Genomic DNA, 19014 nt, shown 5'->3' on the forward strand with positions numbered 1-19014 from the left:
TGACAGAGAAAATAAAAAGGGGAAAAAGCCAAAAAAGAACGGGGATAAATCATACCGACCTATCCCCGTCATCTAAATTAACGCTCTCATATATATAAACAACCAAAAAGGTGATTTATTATATTTGATGTAAAATATTTTTTTATTTTTTTGCTGCCGGCTTTTTTACTGCTGCTTTTGCTTTCTTTTCAACTACTGGAGTTTCTTCAATTGCTTCAACTTTCTTCTTAACAGGTGCTTTCGGCTTTTTTACCTCGGCAGGTGCTGTTTCAGCCATAGCTTCTTTCTTCTTTGCAGGGGTCTTCGCAGCTTTAATTTCGGTAACCGGTGCTTCAATAATAGCTTCTTCTTTAACCTCTACTGCTGTGTTATGATTTTGTTGCAGGTAGTTTGCCAGGATCTGTCGTAAATATACCTCTGGTTTAGGCATATTGATGATGGTTCCAGGTTCTTTATCCTGGGATTGTTTAATATAAGCCGATTTAATTTTGCCCCAATCTTTAGAGTAAAGTCTGATAAACATCTCTACAAATTGTTCGTCTGTATATTTTTTAGGCAACCTGCCCAGCACTGCCTGAATTTTTTCTTCTTTTTTATGTAATACCGCCATCGATTTTATTTTGTACAAAGATAGCCGAATTTTGTCATTATCAGTTTTTTGCTTTTTTTGGCAAAATGGATAATCTAGCAGATCAAATTTGGTGGCCTAAATTGGGGTAGCCATTTCTGCTTCAGCCAATTCACTTCTTCTGTTTTTAACCAGGCGTTCGCGATGTTTTAATCCCCAATCTCTTAGTTCGTCAATTACTTTTTCAAGCGATTCACTATAAGGGGTAAGCTCGTAAGTTATAGTAACTGGAGTGGTAGAAAATACTCTCCTGACCACAAATTCATTTAATTCTAAATCTTTAAGTTCTTTCGATAATATTTTGGGCGTAATTTCTCCAAGTGATTTTTGGATCTCATTAAAACGCAGTGGTCCTTCTTGCAAGGAAATAATCAACGGAAGCTTCCACTTACCATTTAACACATAGAGCGCATCCTTTACTGCATTTAAACTTGCTCTACAGGTTTCTAGATTACGGTGTTCTTTTCTTGGTCCCATAATACAAAGGTATAAGGTTTCATAAAGGATAGCACTATCCTTTGGGATATTAGTATCTTTTGGATAGTAAAAACACCTGGGTTTGACTATTGTATAAAATAAGCGGTTACTTTTTCCATCCTTTCTGCATTTTTTTATAAGCCTTTTTACTGATTGTCGATTTCTTCTTCGATCTCGATTTTTTTTTCTTCTTTCGGGCATTAATATTGTTTACTAACGAGTTTTTAACACCCAGCTTATTCTTTTTCTTTTTCCCTTTTTTCTTTTCTTTCGCCATAACTAATTATTTACTGAATTAATTAACAGCAGATTGTGATTAAAAGTTCTGATAAAGCAATTGAGCTTTTTAACAAAGTAAATTGAGCCTTGAAGCAAAACTTTACCTTGATGATCGGCCTACCTTTGATTCTATAAAATTTAGAAAAATGAAAAAAGTATGGTTTATAACAGGTAGCTCTCGTGGATTGGGACGTGACCTAACAGCACAAGTATTGGCAAAAGGCGATTTAGTTGCGGCAACAGCAAGAAATACAGCAGCTTTAAATGATCTTGTAGAAAAATACCCCGATCAGATTTTTCCGATCACTTTAGATGTTACCGATTACGATCAGGTGTATTTGGCAGTAGAATCGGCTGTAGCCCATTTTGGCAGGGTAGACGTTTTGGTTAACAATGCTGGTTTTGGTATTATTGGTGCTGCTGAGGCTTTTACCGAAGAGCAGGTGCGCAGCCAGTTGGAAACAAATTTATACGCACCGATCGAAATCACAAGGGCTGTACTGCCATTTATGCGCAAAGAACGTTCGGGTAGAATTCTTCAAATCAGCTCAGTTGGGGGGCGTGTAGGGAACGCCGGGCTAAGCATGTATCAAGCTGCTAAATTTGGCCTGAGTGGTTTTGCAGAAGCTTTAGCTAAAGAAGTAGCCGATTTAGGTATTTATGTGACCAGTATAGAGCCCGGTGGTTTTCGTACCGATTGGGCAGGCGATTCGATGTCGTATGCGCCTGAAATAGAAGGTTATGAAAAAACAGTTGGGCAAAGGAGCGATTTTTTCAGAAGCGGAAATTTTGTAGCGATGGGCGATCCAAAAAAGGCAGCAAAGGTGATGTTGGATCTGGTAGAAAGCCCTGAACCACCCACTCATTTGGTATTGGGAAGCGAGGCTTTCGGTTTGCTACAACAAGCTGATAGAGCCAGAACAGCCGAAATGGAAAAATGGATGTCGGTAAGTTTATCAACGGATCATGAAGAGGCAGAGAATTTCCTGGTAACTGATCTGGGTAAATCTTTTACCTCAAAATAATTTCGGTACGTCATTCCCATCAAGATCCCCGTGTGCATGGGAATGACCGCCTTTAAACATAATTTTATAAATTTGATCAAGATGTCAAGCCAACAGAAACGACCCAATATCCTGTATTCGTGTTATGCCCAGAAAAGTAGTGAGGGCGAACAGTTTATTCCCAATCATTCTGTAGGACTGGTTATTGCCGGAACTTCTGAAATTTTTATTGGCGGAAAGAAATTCGTGTTTTCAGACGGCGATTTTCGTTTTTTCAGGCGGAATCAATTGGCCCGGTATACCAAATACCCGCCAGCAGGAGGAGAGTTTAAGTCGGTTAGCATTAACATCGACCAGGATATTCTGCATAACATTAGCAACGAATATGATCTGCACATGCAAAAGCCCAATCACGATATTAAAGGTCTGGCGTTAGAAGCCAACAGTCTTTTGAAAAATTATATCGATTCGTTATGGCCATATTTGAATGGAAACAACGGGTTTAATCAGGCTTTGATCGATTTAAAGGTTAAAGAAGCGGTAATGATTTTATTGCAGACCAACCCGGTACTAAAAGATGTACTTTTCGATTTTTCGGAACCTGGAAAAATAGATCTGGAAGCTTACATGAATGCCAATTACAAATTCAATGTAGATATTAACCGTTTTGCTTATTTAACGGGAAGAAGCTTAGCCACATTTAAAAGGGATTTTGAGAAAATTTTTAACCTTTCGCCCAACCGTTGGCTACAGAAAAAGCGCTTGAATGATGCCTATTATCTCTTAACCGAAAAAGGCTGGAAATCATCAGATGTGTACCTCGAAGTGGGTTTCAAAGATTTATCACACTTTTCTTTTGCGTTTAAAAAAGCTTATGGCATGGCGCCATCAAAGATAGGGGGGTAATTTATGCTGTTTCCAAAATACTAAAAAGATTGTATCATAAAGGCAATTTCTGAGCAGCTTTTGTCATGTTGATCTTGTCGAAACACCTTAAGGAGTAATTTAAAAGGTCCTTCGACAAGCTATCAATGACAGATTTCTTAAGAAGGTCGTCATTGCGAGGCACTAAGCAATCTCAATGCACACGTTAGTAGCGATCGTTGTAAGATTGCTTCGTCGGCTGAAAAAGCCTTCTCGCAATGACGATTCCTCGCGGCTTACAATACGATAAAAACCCTTATGTCACTTATATTGATTTTTATACAATAAATTAACCCTCAGGAATGACATATCTATAATTTATGATATAACCTCGTTACTAAACCTTTTTTGGAGGAAGATCAAATGCGATTGCTTCATGTTCGAAATGGCCGTTGTGTGCGCCATCGCAAAAAGGCTTGTTTTTAGATAAGCCGCAACGGCAGATCGAAAGTACTTCTCTACCTTGTAAGCCATAAGTATTTCCGTTTCTATCTACAATTTCGAAATCGCCCTCAATTTTAACAGAGCCGTTGTTGTTAATGGTAAGTTTTGTTTTAGACATGTATGTGTTAGTTTAGTACAAAACTAAGGCATATAAACCGGAATTTTCGATCAGTCTTCTATTTAGAAACATTCTCTTGTATACTTAAGCTTCTTTTTTAATCACGTAAGCAATCATATCTGTTCTGATCTCGAAACCCAGTTTTTGATAGAGTTTAATCGCGCCTTCATTATCATTTCTAACATGTAAAAAAGGTATTTCCGAACGGAGCAATATCCGCTTAATCTGCTCTTGTAAAATCTTAAAAGCATAACCCTTGCCTAAATGATCGGGATGGGTACAAACCGCACTTACTTCACGATAAGGGCTGGGATGAAATCGGTGTCCGGCCATGGCGGCCAATTTGCCATCAACAAATATACCCGTGTAATTGCTGAGTTCGATGGTTTTGGCTAAAAAAGGCCCTGGCTTGGTCAGCTCTACCAGGTCGATCATTTCTGTAACATGTTCCAGATCAAGATCTGTTATTCCTGTTGCACCTGCAGTTGGTATTTCTTTGCCCCGAAAAATAAATTGAAACATGTTGATCTGGGTTAACAATTTCCATTTCTCAGGTATGTCAACAGGTGTTTTTGAGAAAAATACGAAAAGGCTCTCTGCCGGGCTGATCTGATGAAGGATGTTCAGATTTTCCTGCGAATTATCTTTTAAGCCTGCAAATGCAGTGATATCTTCATGATAATATTTTACCTCATCAAGGCCTTTTGCAATATGGCTATGTCCGGATGTTAAGGCATAATAAATTGGATTATCCAATACGTGTTCCATCCGGCAAAGATATCAAATGCTAAATCAGGGGGAGGTAATTTTATCTAAAGGAGTTAAATCTTGCCTCATAGTTTCTTAGAAAATTCAGTCTATACTCGAACTAAATCTTTCATAAACAAATAATCATCTTCGGAAAGGCTGAGGTCTTTCGCGATTTTCGAAATTAGACTATATATCTTATTGTCAATTTCTATATCATACTCATACAACTGTGTTATAACTGTGTCGTAACAGAGGCCATATTCATGGTTAATTAAAAAATCATTTGCACTGTCTAGATCACGCTGAGGTAAACCCAGAATTTTAGCCCCCTCAATTAATGCCGCTAATTTCTTTTTCATATACCTACAGTTAATTTTTATGCAGATTAGCTTAAGACACTAATTATTTAAAAAAGTTTCTACCAGATGTGCGGTAATTTCAATTGTTTTGTCGCTTACATCCGGATTAAGATTCTCGCCGATCATAGCGCCGTGCACACCAGGCAAAATAACCAGTTGCGCATTTGTAATCAATCTCGACATTTTAACTACATGTTCGGGCCTGATCACATCCTTGTCAGCCACCATTAAAAGTGTATCGGAGGTAATTCCTTTCAGATCATCATCGCTTAGGTCGGTAAAATCGAGCATGCGCTGTTTGTCTTTTTCGAACATCGTCTGTAGTGCATTTTGATCTGGGTTTACTGCTAAAAAAGCTGTTTTCAGTGGCTCCGGCATATGGTCGATGGTTGCATCTCCAAAGCCATTATAAAAGCCGTCAATTAAGCCTTCGCGTCGATAATTGGCCGAAATAACAATGATTTTATTTACTACAGCCGGATGGTGAGCTGCTATATGTAAAGTTGTTGTTCCACCGTTACTGAAGCCCAGAAAATTGGCTTTTGTTATTTTTAGCTGATTTAATAAAGCGCTTACATCCTTTGCATCCTGTTCAAAAGATTCGGCCCCGTCACGGTCGCTGGTACGCCCATGTGCTTGAAGTTCTACTGCAACTATTTTAGTTTTTTGAGCCAAAAAAGGAATTAACCTGCCAAAGGTTGATTGTATGGTTGAGCCGCCACCATGTATCAATACCAGCGGAATTTCTCCCTCACCGTAAATTTCATAGTACATGTTAATACCATTTACCTTTTCATATCTGCTTTTTTATATGCTTCCATCAGTTTTGGTTTAAAAAATTGCTATACAAATCTAAATAAGCCAGTGGATAATAAGGTGTTGATAACAGACAAATTTAGGGTGGTTTGAGCCATTTGAAATATTACTTTTTAAGTTTTTTTACTTTTTTGGTGTAAGCTTCTAAAAATTGATCAATGCCAGCTGCTGCATATCCCAATAACCTGGAGTTTTCGCCCAGCTCGGAAGAAACTATCGTTGTTTTTTCTCTAATCTGGGTCATACAATAAGTATTTATTGCCTGTTGCATGGGTAATGTGATATATTGTTTGGCTCCTGCAATTTTGCCACTTAAAATAATCAGTTCGGGATTAAATAGTTGGATCAGAACGGCTATTCCTTTGCCCATATAAGTACCAACATTAGAGAGCAGCTGAATGGCATATTGATCACCTTTATTTGCTGCTTGAATAATCAAAGCGGGTTCAATTCTTTCGAGTTCTTCGTTAGAAAGTTTATTAAGCATCGAGTTTTTGCCCGATAAAATGCCTTCTTTTGCCATTTCTGATAAGGCATTCCCTGATGCTATGGTTTCGAGGCAGCCGTGTTTTCCGCAGTAACAGAGTGCACCATTCTCCACAAAAGGTATATGTCCCAATTCGCCAGAGAAACCACAGGTGCCTTGCCTTAGTTTTCCGTCCATTATGATGCCTAAGCCCACGCCCCAATCCATTAACAATACAAGTACATTCTTTTTGCCCTTTGCTATTCCGTGGGTGAATTCTGCCATTGATGAGCCATTCACATCATTTTGGATTACTACAGGCATATTTAGCATTTTTTCAAATGCAGTGCTTAAAGGAATGTTTTCGCCATCGCTTAGGAAATAACTATAATTTTCTCCTTTTTTCGCGTCAATTAAGCCTGGCATGCCAACACTGCAGCCAATAAACTCCTTAGCCCTAATGCCTGCCGATTTTAAGATGTCCTGAAGGTGTGCATGTAGGATATTGAAGAAATCAGTCCGGCTTTTTGATATAGGCACCGAAATCGTTTTAACATCTAAGACAAAATTATAGTTGTTATCAATAATAGCTATTTTAGTATGGAATAATTCAATGTCGATACAGAGAATCAGGATCTTCTTATCTTTTAAACGATAAAGATCGGGTTTTCGCCCACCAATAGATAAACCATATCCCTTCTTTTCTATCCAGCCTTCATCAATCAAGCCAATCAGTAGTTTCAGGATACTAGGCGTACTCATTTCCATGATCTCGCATAAAGTAGACACTGAAGATGGGCCTAAATTAAAAAGATACTTAATGAGCCTGTGTTTTTGAATCGATTGCTTATCGTTGTTGTGCAAGATTAGTTTATTTAATAGATTAAGATTCATGTTGTTAATTGCACTATTTAGATAAATATAGCCAACTTATGCTAAAAATTTATTAAAGTTTTTTTAATACGTAAAGAAATCAACGATGTTTTGTCTTTATAATAATTTCTTATTAACATTAACCTTATAATTTTAATCTAACCAGATCTATAATCCGGCTTTCCGGCATCCTAATGCCTTTGGAACCAAACTATCTACAAGTTTTTTATAACAGCAATAAACAGATGGAAACTAAAGAAGAACCACAAAAGGAACAGAACACCAGACGTGATTTTATCAAAAAATCGGCAATTGGCCTGGCGGCATTTACCATTGTCCCAAGGTATGTATTGGGCGGACAAGGGTATCTTGCGCCGAGCGATAAATTAACTAAAGCGGTAATAGGTGTTGGGGGAATGGGCAGAGGTCATTTTGGCTACGAGGGCACTCAGGTAGTAGCCATATGTGATGTTGATCAGAACCACCTTAAACAAGCTGCTACAATGCTGGATAAAGGTGTAAAAACATTTAGTGATTATAGAGAACTTATACAATTACCTGAAGTAGATATTGTACACATTGCTACCCCACCACACTGGCATGGTATAATGGCCGTAGATGCTGCAAATGCAGGAAAAGATATTTGGTGCGAAAAACCAATGACCCATACCATAGGCGAAGGAAAAAGAGTAGTAGAGGCAGTAAAGCAGCATGGTAGAATGTTTAGGTTAAATACCTGGTTTAGGTTTAAAGATACTTTCTATGGAATGGGTACAACTGTAAAACCGATTAAAAAATTGGTTGATAGCGGTATGTTAGGTTGGCCTTTAAAGGTAACCGTAAGTAAACATACCGGCTACGACTGGAAATTTTACTGGGTGGGTAAAGATCATTTAACGCCTCAACCAGTACCACCAGAATTAGATTATAATGCATGGTTAGGCCCTGCGCCATATAAACCTTACAATGCGCACCGTGTTCACCAAACTTTTAGGGGTTACTGGGATTACGATGGCGGTGGATTAAGTGATATGGGGCAACATTATATCGACCCAATACAATATTTTCTAGGTAAGGATGATACCAACCCCATTTCTGTAGAGGTTGATGCACCACAACAACATCCCGATGCTGTAGGCATTTGGCGCAGGATTACCTACACTTATGCCGATGGCTGCCAGATTATTTTGGATGGTGAAGGTAAAGATACCAATGTACCTTATATAGAAGGGCCAAAAGGTAAATTGTATCCGGGTTTTAAATCTGATATTCCTGATCTGGAACGTAAACTGGCGCAATTCCCTGATCCCGATCCGGAGATTGTAGAATTTTCGGAATCGGTGAGGACGAGGAAAAAATTCGCTTTAAATGAAGAGAACGGACACCGTTCGTGCAACATTGTAAATATTGGTCTGGCTGCCTTAAGATTGGGAAGATCATTAAAATTCGACCCGGTTAAGCAAGAATTTGTAGATGATGAGGCGGCTAACAGATTAATTAATCCAGTAATGCGTGCACCATTTTCTATTTAAAACATTCCAAAATACAAACCATCATGAACAAAAAAATATTATTGGTGCTGTTAACCATTATAATGCTTTCCCAGACATTATTTACGGTAATGGCCCTGGCCCAAGATAAAAAAGACGAGCGAACTACTACCACGCGTATTGCCGACCTGTTGGCACAATTACCTGCCCGAGATGCTGCCCAGCTAGCGCGCAATATGAAAGAAGTTGCCGATTTAGGTGAAGAAGGTTATGTAACCTTAATTACTGGTTTAACCGCTGCTGAAAAAGGAGACAACGCCCTTATTGAGTATGCGGTAGGTGGCTTTACTGCATATGCCACCAAAAGTGGTCAACAAAACTTAAGGAATATGGCCATTAGCGCCTATTGCAAAGCATTGGCTAAAGTATCGGATAAACAGAACAAAGCATTTATCATCAGTCAGTTCGATTTAGTAGGAAATGATGGCGCAGTATCTTGTTTAACAGATTACCTTACTGATGAACAACTGGCAGACGAAGCATCGAGGGCGTTGGCCAAAATTGGCACAACCTCTGCTACAAATGCATTGGTTAATGGCCTGAGTAAAGCAAATGGCAAAGCAAAAATTGCCATTGTAGAAGCATTGGGCCATATTAATGCTAAGGGAGCAGCAACAACCATTGCGCCCTTGGCTACCGGAGCAGATAAAGCATTAACCAAGGTAAGTTTGTATGCCTTAGCCAATATTGGCGATGCATCTGCCAAAGAAATTTTGGTAAAAGCTGCTGAACAGGCAGGTTATAAATACGACCAAACCAATGCTGTTGCCGCTTTATTGGTGTATGCACAGAAAAATATTGCAACAGATAAAACCGGTGTAGAGACAATAGCAAAAACAATATTAGAAAAAGCAACGGCTGATGATCAGGTAAACGAACGTATTGCAGCCTTAAAATTACTTTCGGCAACACAAACCGATCAACAGGCCTTGTTAGCTGCTATGACCGATAAACAGTTTGAATTTCGCGCGGCTGCGGTTAAATTCGCTGCTGATGGTGTAAATGATGCCAACAGTGCAGCCTGGGTAAGCCAGTTAAAAAAGGTGGATGCCCCAACTCAGGTTTCTATTTTAGACATGTTGGGCAATAGCAAAGCAAAATCTGCCTTGCCGGCCGTACTTAAACTAATTAAAAGTGACGATCAACAGGTAAAACTGACGGCAATTAATACAGCCGTAAAACTAGGTCAGGAAGAGGTTATAGACGACCTGTTGAAGTTAATGGATAAAGGAGATGCTGCAGATATTGCTAGCATTGCTAATGGTATTTTAAGAATAAAAGGAGAAAGTGTAGCCACTAAAGTTGGCGCTTATATCCCAAAAGCTAAACCAGAAGTTCAGGTTGCTTTGATTAATATTTTAGCCGCCCGTGCAGCAACAAGCCAAACTGAAGTAATTTATGCTGCATTAAACAGTAAAAAACCTGAAGTGAGAAAAGCAGCATTTCTTTCTTTAAAAGATGTTGCAGTAGCCGAAAATAAAGCACAGCTATTCGATCTTTTAAATAAAACCACCGATGCCGCAGAACTAAGTGCTGTACAAGATGCCATTATTGCCTCGGTAAAAGGATCAGCAGATAAAGAAGTGCAAACCAATGCTATTCTTCAGCAAATGAATAATACACCTGCTGATAAAAAAGTGCTGTTTTATAAGGTGCTGGGTAGCTTAGGTGGGCAGCAATCGTTAAAATCGGTATCAGAAGCTTATGCTACAGGCGATGATGTAACCAAAAAAGCTGTAATCGAAGCACTCTCTTCGTGGTCAGATTCGGGCTCGACCGATGCATTGATCGGTATTGCACGCAGCACGACTAATCCAGACTTTTTGGACCAGGCGATTGTGGGTTACTTGACTATCGTGAGAAATACAAAATATCCGGCAGAGCAACGTTTACTACTGTTGCGCAATGCAATGGCAGTCGCTAAAAGCCCGGCACAGCAACAACAGATTCTTAAGGATACTGAACAAGCTAAATGTTTTAACGCGATCGTATTTGCAGGTCAGTATTTAGACAATACTACTTTACAACAGGCTGCGGCAAACGCGGTAATGAATATTACCATGGCGGGAACTTATAATGGCGACATTGTAAAAGGCTTGTTAAATAAAACTATTGCGGTAATTACCGGAGGCAATGCCGGTTATCAGAAAGAAGGTATGCGTAAATATATTTCTGAAATGAAAGCAGGAGAGGGCTTTGTACAAGTGTTTAACGGTAAAGATTTAGCTGGTTGGAAAGGGCTTGTGGCCGATCCGATCAAAAGATCAAAAATGGATGAAAAAACTTTGGCAGAAGCACAAGCAAAAGCTGATGCCGAAGTGAAAGAAAGCTGGAAAGTAATTGACGGCGAACTACAGTTTCAGAGTCATGGCAATAACCTGGCTACCGTTAAAAAATATGGTGATTTTGAAATGCTGGTAGACTGGAAAATTATCGATGATAAAAAAGGAGAAGGTGATGCGGGCATTTACCTTCGAGGTACACCGCAGGTACAGATCTGGGATCTTGCCCGCACAAAAGTTGGTGCTCAGGTAGGTTCTGGTGGTTTGTACAACAATCAAACAAACGAAAGTAAGCCGCTTAAAGTAGCCGATAATAAATTAGATGAGTGGAATACATTCAGGATCATCATGAAAGGCGACCGAGTTACCGTTTATCTGAACGGACAATTGGTTACTGATAACGTAATCTTAGAAAATTATTGGGACAGAAGTTTGCCAATCTTTGCAGAAGAGCAGATCGAATTGCAGGCGCATGGATCGCCGGTAGCTTACCGCGATATCTATATTAAAGGAATTCCTCGCCCAAAACCCTTTGAGCTAAGTGTGCAAGAGAAAAAAGAAGGATACAAAGTATTATTTGATGGAACCAATATGCATAGCTGGACAGGTAATACCACCGATTATGTTATCGAAGACGGAAACATCGCTATCAGGCCAAAACCAGGTAAAGGATCTGGTGGAAACTTATTTACTAAAGAAGAATTCGCCGATTTCGTTTATCGTTTCGAATTTCAGTTAACCCCAGGCGCAAATAATGGCTTAGGGATCAGGGCTCCCTTAGAAGGTGATGCCGCCTACGTGGGTATGGAACTGCAGATACTGGATAATGATGCGCCGATTTATAAGGACCTGAAAGCGTACCAGTACCATGGTTCTGTTTATGGTACTATTCCTGCCAAAAGAGGGTTTTTAAAACCTACAGGTGAGTGGAACTATGAAGAAGTTATTGCCAAAGGATCGAAGATTAAAGTAATCTTAAACGGCACGGTAATTTTAGATGGTGATATCGAACCATTTAAGAAAAACGGAACGCCAGATCATAAAGAACACCCTGGTTTATTACGCGAAAGTGGACATATTGGCTTCTTAGGTCATGGTTCTCCAGTTCAATTCCGTAACATCAGGATTAAAGATTTGAGTAAGAGAGAGTCAGGCCAGAAAGAAACTGACATAAAAGCTGTCGCTAAAAAGAAATAAAGTTAAATTTAGTATTAAATACCTTAAATAATGATAGAGGATAAGGCAAATTCGAAAACCGAAAATTCGAGAAGAAACTTTATTAAAACAACAGCACTTGCCGCTGCCGGATTTATGATTGTGCCCCGCCATGTGTTGGGTGGGCCAGGTTTTTTGGCGCCAAGCGATCGCTTACAATTGGCTGGAATAGGTGCAGGTGGAAAAGGAGAAAGCGATATTGCCAGTATTGTTAAGGGAGGTAAAACAGATGTTGCTTTTTTATGCGATGTTGACGATAGAAGAGCTGCAAATTCCTTAAAAAACTTCCCGAAGGCAAAATATTACAAAGATTATCGCGAGTTGCTTGATAAAGAAGGCAAAAATATTGATGCCGTAACGGTATCTACGCCCGATCATACCCACGCGCAAATTGCCATGGCTGCTATGCAGTTAGGCAAACACGTATATGTGCAAAAGCCTTTAACGCATGATATTTACGAAGCCAGGATGTTAACCGAAGCTGCAAACCGCTATAAAGTAGTTACGCAAATGGGTAATCAGGGGGCTTCGGGCGATGGCGTAAGAAGACTTCAGGAATGGTACGATGCAGGCCGGATCGGTAAAGTTCATACCGTTTACTGTTGGACCAACCGACCAGTATGGCCACAAGGAATTTCGTGGCCAACCGGAAAAGCCGAAATACCAAAAGAACTCGATTGGGATTTGTGGTTAGGTAGTGCTCCATACAAAGAATATGTAAACAAACTGGTTCCTTTTAACTGGAGGGGATGGTGGGATTACGGCACCGGAGCCATTGGCGATATGGGTTGCCATTTAGTAGAACCTCCTTTTAGGGTGTTAGGTCTGGATACCCCCATCAGCGTAGAATGTAGCGTAGGAAGTGTATATGTTGATGAATTTAAACGTGCTTATTTACCAGAAAGCTGTCCGCCATCAAGCCATGTAATTTTAACCTTTGCCAAAACGGCAAAAACCAAACATGAGGTTCAGGTGCATTGGATGGATGGAGGTATTAAACCGGAACGCCCTGAAGAATTGGGACCTAATGAAAGCTTTGGCGATAATGGTGTGCTTTTTATCGGCACAAAAGGCAAAATGATCTGCGAAACTTATGGCAAAAATCCAAAGTTATTGCCTCTGTCGCGCAACGAATCAGATAGCACAAAAATCACAATTCCGCGTATCGTTAATCAGGAAGAAGGCCATTATACTCAGTTTGCCGAAGCGGCCATTGCTGGTTACGGAAAAATAGCACTGAGTTCGCCATTTGAAATTGCCGGGCCACTTACCGAAACTTTATTGATTGCCAATCTGGCTATTAGAGGTACAGATGTGCAGCGCAGAGATACTGCAGGTAAAATCAGTTATCCGGGCAGAGATATCAAAATGCTTTGGGATAAAGTGAATATGAAGGTGACTAATTTTGACGAAGTAAATCAATTTGTGAAACGCGAATACCGCAAAGGTTGGAGTTTGGGTGTTTAAGGTTTAATATGTCGACAGAAAATAAGAATTTAAGGGTATTAGTTGTAGGCTGCGGTAATATGGGTGCTTCCCATGCCACGGCTTATCACACTTTACCAGGTTTTGAGATATGCGGATTGGTTTCGATAGGGAAAAGTAAAGAAACCCTTAACGAAAAATTAGGGGAGCAATACGATTTGTATACTGATTTTTACGAGGCGCTTGCCGTAACGAGGCCAGATGCCGTTTGTATTTCTACCTATCCTGATACCCACGAAGCTTATGCTATAAAATCTTTCGAGAGTGGTTGCCATGTGTTTATCGAAAAACCACTGGCCGATAGTGTAGAGGGCGCAATAAAGGTAGCAGAAGCGGCTAAAAAAGCGAACAAAAAATTATTGGTGGGTTATATCCTTCGCTATCATCCCTCATGGGAGAAATTTACAGCAATTGCCCGAGAAATGGGAAAGCCCCTCGTAATGCGCATGAACCTGAATCAACAGAGTCACGGCCCCAAATGGACCGTGCATCGTAACCTGATGAAAAGTTTAAGCCCTATTGTAGATTGTGCGGTGCACTATATCGATATCATGTGCCAAATGACGCGTTCAAAACCTGTACAAGTGAGTGCCATTGGTGCAAGGCTTACTGATGATATCCCTGAATGGAATTACAACTACGGACAGCTGCAAATCCGTTTCGAAGATGGCTCCATAGGTTGGTATGAAGCGGGTTGGGGCCCAATGGTAAGCGATAATGCTTTTTTTATTAAAGATGTTTTTGGTCCGAAGGGATCAGTATCTATCATGGCAAAAAAAGCTGGTGCAGCCGGAAACTCTGATAATATTGATGCGCATACCAAAACCGAATCAATTAAAATACATCATGCCAATTTAGATGCTCACGACGAGTTCAGTAAAGTCGATGAATGGGTAGACCTTACGGATGAACCCGATCATCAGGAACTGTGCAACCGCGAACAACGTTATTTCTTAAAAGCGATTATAGAAGATATCAATTTAACCGATGCTACAGAAGATGCCATAAACAGTTTAAGGATTGCTTTTGCCTGCGATGAATCGGTAAAAACCGGTGAAATGATCCGGTTAACGTAGTCTTTCTCGTCATTTCTGTTTCCCCGACCGTCCTGCTGAACTTGTTTCAGCATCTATCATATGATGCTTGAGTCAAAAAAGCCTGGTTTTTTGTATCATTGACTCATGAAGTAAGAAATGGGATTGTGTTATGGAAGAACTTCATTAGTCTTAATGAAAAATCAGAACCATGCACGATAATGATGCAAAACGGCTTTCACTTTCTGTTTTGTCTGTATGATAACCTAAGGGGTAAAATATTATAATACAGGTTAAATCGAACTTTTAGTTAGGACATTTCTACTTATTTTTAATCTAAATTGCTTTGATTCAGATTTGTTTTTTTTCTATAATTACAGAATGAAATTTAAACTATTAATTCTCTCAATTCTTGTTTCTTCGTCTATACAGGCACAAACAAATTTGAACCCAGGTTGGGAATATTTTTTCAAAAACAACCGTACAGCAGCACGCGATTTTTTTACCAAAGCAGCGCTTAAACCTGCGTTTTCAGATGAAGCAAATGTTGCGCTTTCTATGATGACAGAAATGGACCGCCCGGCCAAAGAAGGTTTTAACTACTTAAATAAACTATCCAGTACCTCTAAAAATCCACAACCATATCTAATTGCGCTTTGGAGCGATTTGCCCAATAATGCTTCGAGGATAAAAACAGCCGACCAGTTGGAGTTTTATAAGAAATTGGCAGCGAGAAAAGATGTTGATGGCACCATTAATGCGTTAGCTTACGCATCGTTGGGTTCTCATTTCGAAGAGAAAAAGCAAAATACGGAAGCTGATCAGTATTTCAATAAGATTGGTGAAATCGAAAATTGGTTAATCACCGGCGAATATGAAAACATTTCTACCAGTGGTTTCGATAAGCAGTACGATGATATTTTAGCGCATCCAGAACTTAATTATGTTTTTACAGGTAAAAAGAACCGAAAATTTAGCTGGAGAACAGTACCTTATGTAAGGCATGATAAATGGTTCGATTTTACTTACTACAACACTTACGAAAATGCATTGCAGTTTGCCCAAACATTTGTTAATGCACCTGCAAGTACGACAGCACAGTTAAGGATAGGCGTATCCGGATCGGTAAAGGTTTGGGTAAACGATCAGCTTTTAATCAGCGAGTCTGAAGAAAGAAACAACGACCTTGATGCATACATTGTTCCAGTGAAATTAAACCAGGGCTACAACCGTGTTTTGGTGCAGATAGGAGAGAGTTATGCTGGCCGATCGAATTTTATGCTGCGGTTAACAGATACCAATGGAGCGCCTTTAAACAACCTTTCTACTACGAGCACACCGCAGGCATATTCAAAAGAAACAAACCCTGCTCCAGCTCAGCTAAAACCAGTTGGATTCAAATATTTCGAAGATGCCCTGAAAGCAAAACCACAGAGCTATTTAAATCAGTTAATGATGGCCAAGCTTTATTTGCGCTTAGGGAATGTGTTTGATGCGAGGTTGATCCTGGAGAAACTTAAAAAGCGATTTCCTGAGAGTACCTATCTCAACCTGATGATGATAGAACTGTTTGCTAAAGCCGATAATAGAACCGGTATCGAGACCCTCAGGGAAGAAATTAAAACACACGACCCAGAATGTTCGCTAGCCCTGGAGCTTGTATATACGGAGCATTTTCAACAGAATGATTATGTGCGTGCAAAGGAGGTTCTAGCTAAACTGGAAAAAAATTATGGCGAGGATGAGTCGGTGTTGATGAAAAAACTAAATATACTCGGACAAGAGAAAAAACAGCCTGAAATTATAGCCTTAGTTGAGAAAATTTATCCTCAATATTTAAGTTCAGCAGATATTGTTAATCTAAAATACCTGATCGAAGTGCAAATTAGGAAAAACCCTAAAGCGATTGATATTTTGCAAAAATATATTGATGAGAATAACGATTATAAGGCGGCTAAATATGTAGCCAAACTACATTTGGATAAAGGAGAAACCGATGCCGGTATTGATATTTACAAAAAAGAATTAGCGAACGATCCGATCGGATTTTCCATCTACACCGACCTTGCAGGTATTTACTATCAGTTGCAACAATACGATGAGGCAGAAAAATTATATTTGAAAGTACTCGAAATCGATCCTAACAATGCATTTGTATATTCTCAGTTAGGTACATTGTACAATGCAAATAAGCAGAAGGAGAAAAGTGTTAAGGCATACGAAAAGAGCTTACAGATCGACCCTAATAATTACACCGTTATCCAGTTGTTAAGAACACTTCAGGATAAAAAAGCGGTATTTGATTATTTCGAAAAACCCGATGTTAAAGCAATGGCTAGTAAGGCGCCATCTAAAACAGAATATCCAGATGGACAGGTTGTGGTTTTAAATAATGAAGTACAAAAAGTTGTTTATGAAAATGGCGGATCGGAAGAGAAGCACTTTTTTACAGCAAAAATACTAACTCAAAAAGGGCTGGAAAGCTTTAAGGAATACGCCATTCCATATAACAGTGATCAGAATTATGCTGTCGAAATAGCTGAGGTAATAAAAACCAATGGAACAAAGGTTCCAGCCGAAACCAATAACAACGAGTTGGTATTTACCAACCTCGAAATTGGCGATGTGATTAATATCCGATATAAAATCGAAAATTTCCATGTTGGAGCAATGTCTACCCACTTCTGGGATTCTTTCTATTTTAGCGATGGTCTGGATAATCTTAATATTAAATATTCATTGCTAATCCACCGCGATAAAGCATTCAAATATGTTTTTTCACAACAGGATATTGCTCCGGTTAAAACAGCTAAGGATGAATTTGATCTGTACATATGGGAAAAGAATAACCAGGAAGCCTTAAGGTATGAGGATAAAATGCCTCCGATGGATGATGTAACCAATATACTTTATTTATCATCTATTCCCGACTGGAAGTTTATTGCAGATTGGTATGACAATATTGCATCGGCTAAAGCACGGAGCAGTTATGAAATAAAAACAGTAGTAAACGATCTGTTTGCGGGTAAAAGTAATTTAGATGATTTAAGCAAAATCAAAATGATTTATAATTACATCGTTACCAATATCGCATACAGCTCCGTATCGTTCAGGCAGAGTGGTATTATTCCTCAAAATCCAGCAACAGTTGTTAATACAAGAATTGGTGATTGTAAAGATGTATCTACGCTTTTTGTAAGTATGTGCAAAGAAGCTGGAATTACAGCATCGCTGGCTTTGGCAAATACCAGAGACCGAGGACAAAACACACTATTGTTACCGAGCATCGAATTTAATCACTGTATTGCCAAATCTACAATAGGAGGGAAAGATTACTGGGTAGAGCTTACTTCCAGAACATTGCCTTTTAATACTTTCAGCAATACTTTCTTGGGATCAAATATCCTTGAAATTAATAAAACAAGTACAGCGCTAACCAAGTTTAATCCCGGTATAAGAGGAAAAAATATGATGGGTTATAAAACCGAGGTGAAGCTGGAAAATGCTGATATGGCGGTTAAAGAAACCAATTGGAATACCGGATCAATGTCTAGTTATATCAGAAGTGTTTTTAACGATTTGAGTAGTGCAGATCAAATTAAGAAAATGAAAGAGGAACTAACCGGTGTCTATCCCGAAAACGAAATCTATAACCTTAGCTTTACCAACCTCAATACCTCAAAATCTACTTCAGATACTGTTGGGACAGCCTGTTCATATAAATTGCTTAACGTAAGCAAAAGTGTAGCGGGCATGTCGATATTCTCTATTCCATGGTCAAACAAATCTTATGCAACAGCCTTACAGGTGGTTTCACCAAGGAAATTTGGTATTGATCTTACCCAGTTATTTGGTGTTGACGAGTCTAATCAAGAATTATCATTAGAACTTCCAACCGGAAAAGCGATGGTCCAACCTTTTAAAGCCGTTCAATTAAGTAATGATTTTGTCGATTTTAAACTAGAAAGCGTACAGCAAGGGAATAAACTCGTTTTAAAGCGAAGTTTTGCATTAAAGAAAGATTATGTTCCTTTAGATAAGATCGATCAGTTTAAGGCTTTTTATAAAGAAATGGCCGAGGCTGACGATCAGCAATTGGCAATGAAATAAACGATAAATTAAAAGAGATTGTGTTACAAAGTGGATTTTAGATGTTACCATGTTGAGCGCAGTACAGATTGGACTCAACATGGCAATCTATATTTATGATATAACGGATCAAGCGGAAAAGTTGGGGGGGATGTTTTTTTAAGCATATATTTTCGACAATCTGAATAAGAAGAATTTAATATCCCTTACACCTCTTGAGG

The 19014-nt window shown here is 39.2% G+C and carries 15 protein-coding genes; 7 read left to right on the top strand and 8 right to left on the bottom strand.

All coding sequences use genetic code 11. The features are described 5' to 3' along the window. Positions 1-142: 142 nt before the first annotated feature. The 3 genes from HDC90_RS25390 to HDC90_RS22355 all read right to left on the bottom strand — a co-directional run bounded on the left by HDC90_RS25390 (position 143) and on the right by HDC90_RS22355 (position 1382). On the bottom strand, positions 143-610 hold the full coding sequence (locus HDC90_RS25390; RefSeq protein WP_221451932.1) for a hypothetical protein: 468 nt from the start codon (positions 608-610) through the stop codon (positions 143-145). A 96-nt stretch (positions 611-706) separates the two neighbouring features. Then, the gene (locus HDC90_RS22350; RefSeq protein ID WP_184470395.1) at positions 707-1105 is read right to left on the bottom strand and encodes a helix-turn-helix domain-containing protein; all 399 of its coding nucleotides are present in this window, start codon (positions 1103-1105) and stop codon (positions 707-709) included. 106 nt (positions 1106-1211) lie between these two features. Then, entirely contained in the window at positions 1212-1382 is a 171-nt protein-coding gene (locus HDC90_RS22355; protein WP_184470397.1) for a hypothetical protein, read from the bottom strand. Positions 1383-1530: 148 nt separating this feature from the next. Here HDC90_RS22355 and HDC90_RS22360 point away from each other — a divergent pair, with 148 nt between their 5' ends. Together HDC90_RS22360 and HDC90_RS22365 are read left to right on the top strand one after the other, a co-directional pair. Further along, positions 1531-2409: an oxidoreductase gene (locus HDC90_RS22360; protein ID WP_184470399.1), complete on the top strand. Its 879-nt coding sequence runs from the start codon at positions 1531-1533 to the stop codon at positions 2407-2409. 81 nt (positions 2410-2490) lie between these two features. Next, positions 2491-3294: an AraC family transcriptional regulator gene (locus tag HDC90_RS22365; RefSeq protein ID WP_184470401.1), complete on the top strand. Its 804-nt coding sequence runs from the start codon at positions 2491-2493 to the stop codon at positions 3292-3294. Positions 3295-3649: 355 nt separating this feature from the next. Here the strand turns inward: HDC90_RS22365 and HDC90_RS22370 are convergent, their stop codons facing one another. From HDC90_RS22370 to HDC90_RS22390, 5 genes are all read right to left on the bottom strand, one after another. Further along, positions 3650-3874, bottom strand: a complete 225-nt coding sequence (locus HDC90_RS22370) for a CDGSH iron-sulfur domain-containing protein (RefSeq protein ID WP_086548824.1) — start codon at positions 3872-3874, stop codon at positions 3650-3652. An 84-nt stretch (positions 3875-3958) separates the two neighbouring features. After that, a complete protein-coding gene (locus HDC90_RS22375; protein WP_184470403.1) occupies positions 3959-4642 on the bottom strand; it encodes a GNAT family N-acetyltransferase in 684 nt (227 codons plus the stop codon). Between the two features lie 89 nt (positions 4643-4731). After that, entirely contained in the window at positions 4732-4983 is a 252-nt protein-coding gene (locus tag HDC90_RS22380; RefSeq protein WP_184470406.1) for a MafI family immunity protein, read from the bottom strand. A gap of 39 nt (positions 4984-5022) precedes the next feature. Next, positions 5023-5757 carry an alpha/beta fold hydrolase gene (locus HDC90_RS22385; protein WP_184470408.1) on the bottom strand — a complete coding sequence of 245 codons (735 nt, stop codon included), beginning with the start codon at positions 5755-5757 and terminating at the stop codon, positions 5023-5025. A gap of 148 nt (positions 5758-5905) precedes the next feature. Further along, positions 5906-7159, bottom strand: a complete 1254-nt coding sequence (locus HDC90_RS22390) for an ROK family protein (RefSeq protein WP_184470410.1) — start codon at positions 7157-7159, stop codon at positions 5906-5908. Positions 7160-7383: 224 nt separating this feature from the next. Here HDC90_RS22390 and HDC90_RS22395 point away from each other — a divergent pair, with 224 nt between their 5' ends. The 5 genes from HDC90_RS22395 (at position 7384) to HDC90_RS22415 (ending at position 18814) form a co-directional block, all read left to right on the top strand. Continuing rightward, positions 7384-8670 (top strand): Gfo/Idh/MocA family oxidoreductase, encoded by a 1287-nt coding sequence (locus HDC90_RS22395; RefSeq protein WP_184470412.1) that lies wholly within the window; start codon positions 7384-7386, stop codon positions 8668-8670. A gap of 23 nt (positions 8671-8693) precedes the next feature. Further along, a complete protein-coding gene (locus HDC90_RS22400) occupies positions 8694-12167 on the top strand; it encodes a family 16 glycoside hydrolase (protein WP_184470414.1) in 3474 nt (1157 codons plus the stop codon). 30 nt (positions 12168-12197) lie between these two features. Continuing rightward, the gene (locus HDC90_RS22405) at positions 12198-13652 is read left to right on the top strand and encodes a Gfo/Idh/MocA family protein (RefSeq protein ID WP_184470416.1); all 1455 of its coding nucleotides are present in this window, start codon (positions 12198-12200) and stop codon (positions 13650-13652) included. 8 nt (positions 13653-13660) lie between these two features. Beyond that, positions 13661-14746, top strand: coding sequence for a Gfo/Idh/MocA family protein (locus HDC90_RS22410; protein WP_184470418.1), 1086 nt, complete (start codon positions 13661-13663; stop codon positions 14744-14746). Positions 14747-15085: 339 nt separating this feature from the next. Then, entirely contained in the window at positions 15086-18814 is a 3729-nt protein-coding gene (locus tag HDC90_RS22415; RefSeq protein WP_184470420.1) for a tetratricopeptide repeat protein, read from the top strand. The last annotated feature ends 200 nt before the right edge of the window (positions 18815-19014 follow it).

Source organism: Pedobacter sp. AK013 (assembly GCF_014205835.1).
Taxonomy (GTDB): domain Bacteria; phylum Bacteroidota; class Bacteroidia; order Sphingobacteriales; family Sphingobacteriaceae; genus Pedobacter.

Bases quoted from the DNA above. Each gene is read 5' to 3' on its own strand.
- HDC90_RS22410 (WP_184470418.1), top strand. From the start codon at position 13,661: ATGTCGACAGAAAATAAGAATTTAAGGGTATTAGTTGTAGGCTGCGGT.
- HDC90_RS22370 (WP_086548824.1), bottom strand. From the start codon at position 3,874: ATGTCTAAAACAAAACTTACCATTAACAACAACGGCTCTGTTAAAATT.
- HDC90_RS22390 (WP_184470410.1), bottom strand. From the start codon at position 7,159: ATGAATCTTAATCTATTAAATAAACTAATCTTGCACAACAACGATAAG.
- HDC90_RS22375 (WP_184470403.1), bottom strand. From the start codon at position 4,642: ATGGAACACGTATTGGATAATCCAATTTATTATGCCTTAACATCCGGA.
- HDC90_RS22385 (WP_184470408.1), bottom strand. From the start codon at position 5,757: ATGTACTATGAAATTTACGGTGAGGGAGAAATTCCGCTGGTATTGATA.
- HDC90_RS22365 (WP_184470401.1), top strand. From the start codon at position 2,491: ATGTCAAGCCAACAGAAACGACCCAATATCCTGTATTCGTGTTATGCC.
- HDC90_RS22415 (WP_184470420.1), top strand. From the start codon at position 15,086: ATGAAATTTAAACTATTAATTCTCTCAATTCTTGTTTCTTCGTCTATA.
- HDC90_RS22400 (WP_184470414.1), top strand. From the start codon at position 8,694: ATGAACAAAAAAATATTATTGGTGCTGTTAACCATTATAATGCTTTCC.
- HDC90_RS22380 (WP_184470406.1), bottom strand. From the start codon at position 4,983: ATGAAAAAGAAATTAGCGGCATTAATTGAGGGGGCTAAAATTCTGGGT.
- HDC90_RS22360 (WP_184470399.1), top strand. From the start codon at position 1,531: ATGAAAAAAGTATGGTTTATAACAGGTAGCTCTCGTGGATTGGGACGT.
- HDC90_RS25390 (WP_221451932.1), bottom strand. From the start codon at position 610: ATGGCGGTATTACATAAAAAAGAAGAAAAAATTCAGGCAGTGCTGGGC.
- HDC90_RS22355 (WP_184470397.1), bottom strand. From the start codon at position 1,382: ATGGCGAAAGAAAAGAAAAAAGGGAAAAAGAAAAAGAATAAGCTGGGT.
- HDC90_RS22405 (WP_184470416.1), top strand. From the start codon at position 12,198: ATGATAGAGGATAAGGCAAATTCGAAAACCGAAAATTCGAGAAGAAAC.
- HDC90_RS22350 (WP_184470395.1), bottom strand. From the start codon at position 1,105: ATGGGACCAAGAAAAGAACACCGTAATCTAGAAACCTGTAGAGCAAGT.
- HDC90_RS22395 (WP_184470412.1), top strand. From the start codon at position 7,384: ATGGAAACTAAAGAAGAACCACAAAAGGAACAGAACACCAGACGTGAT.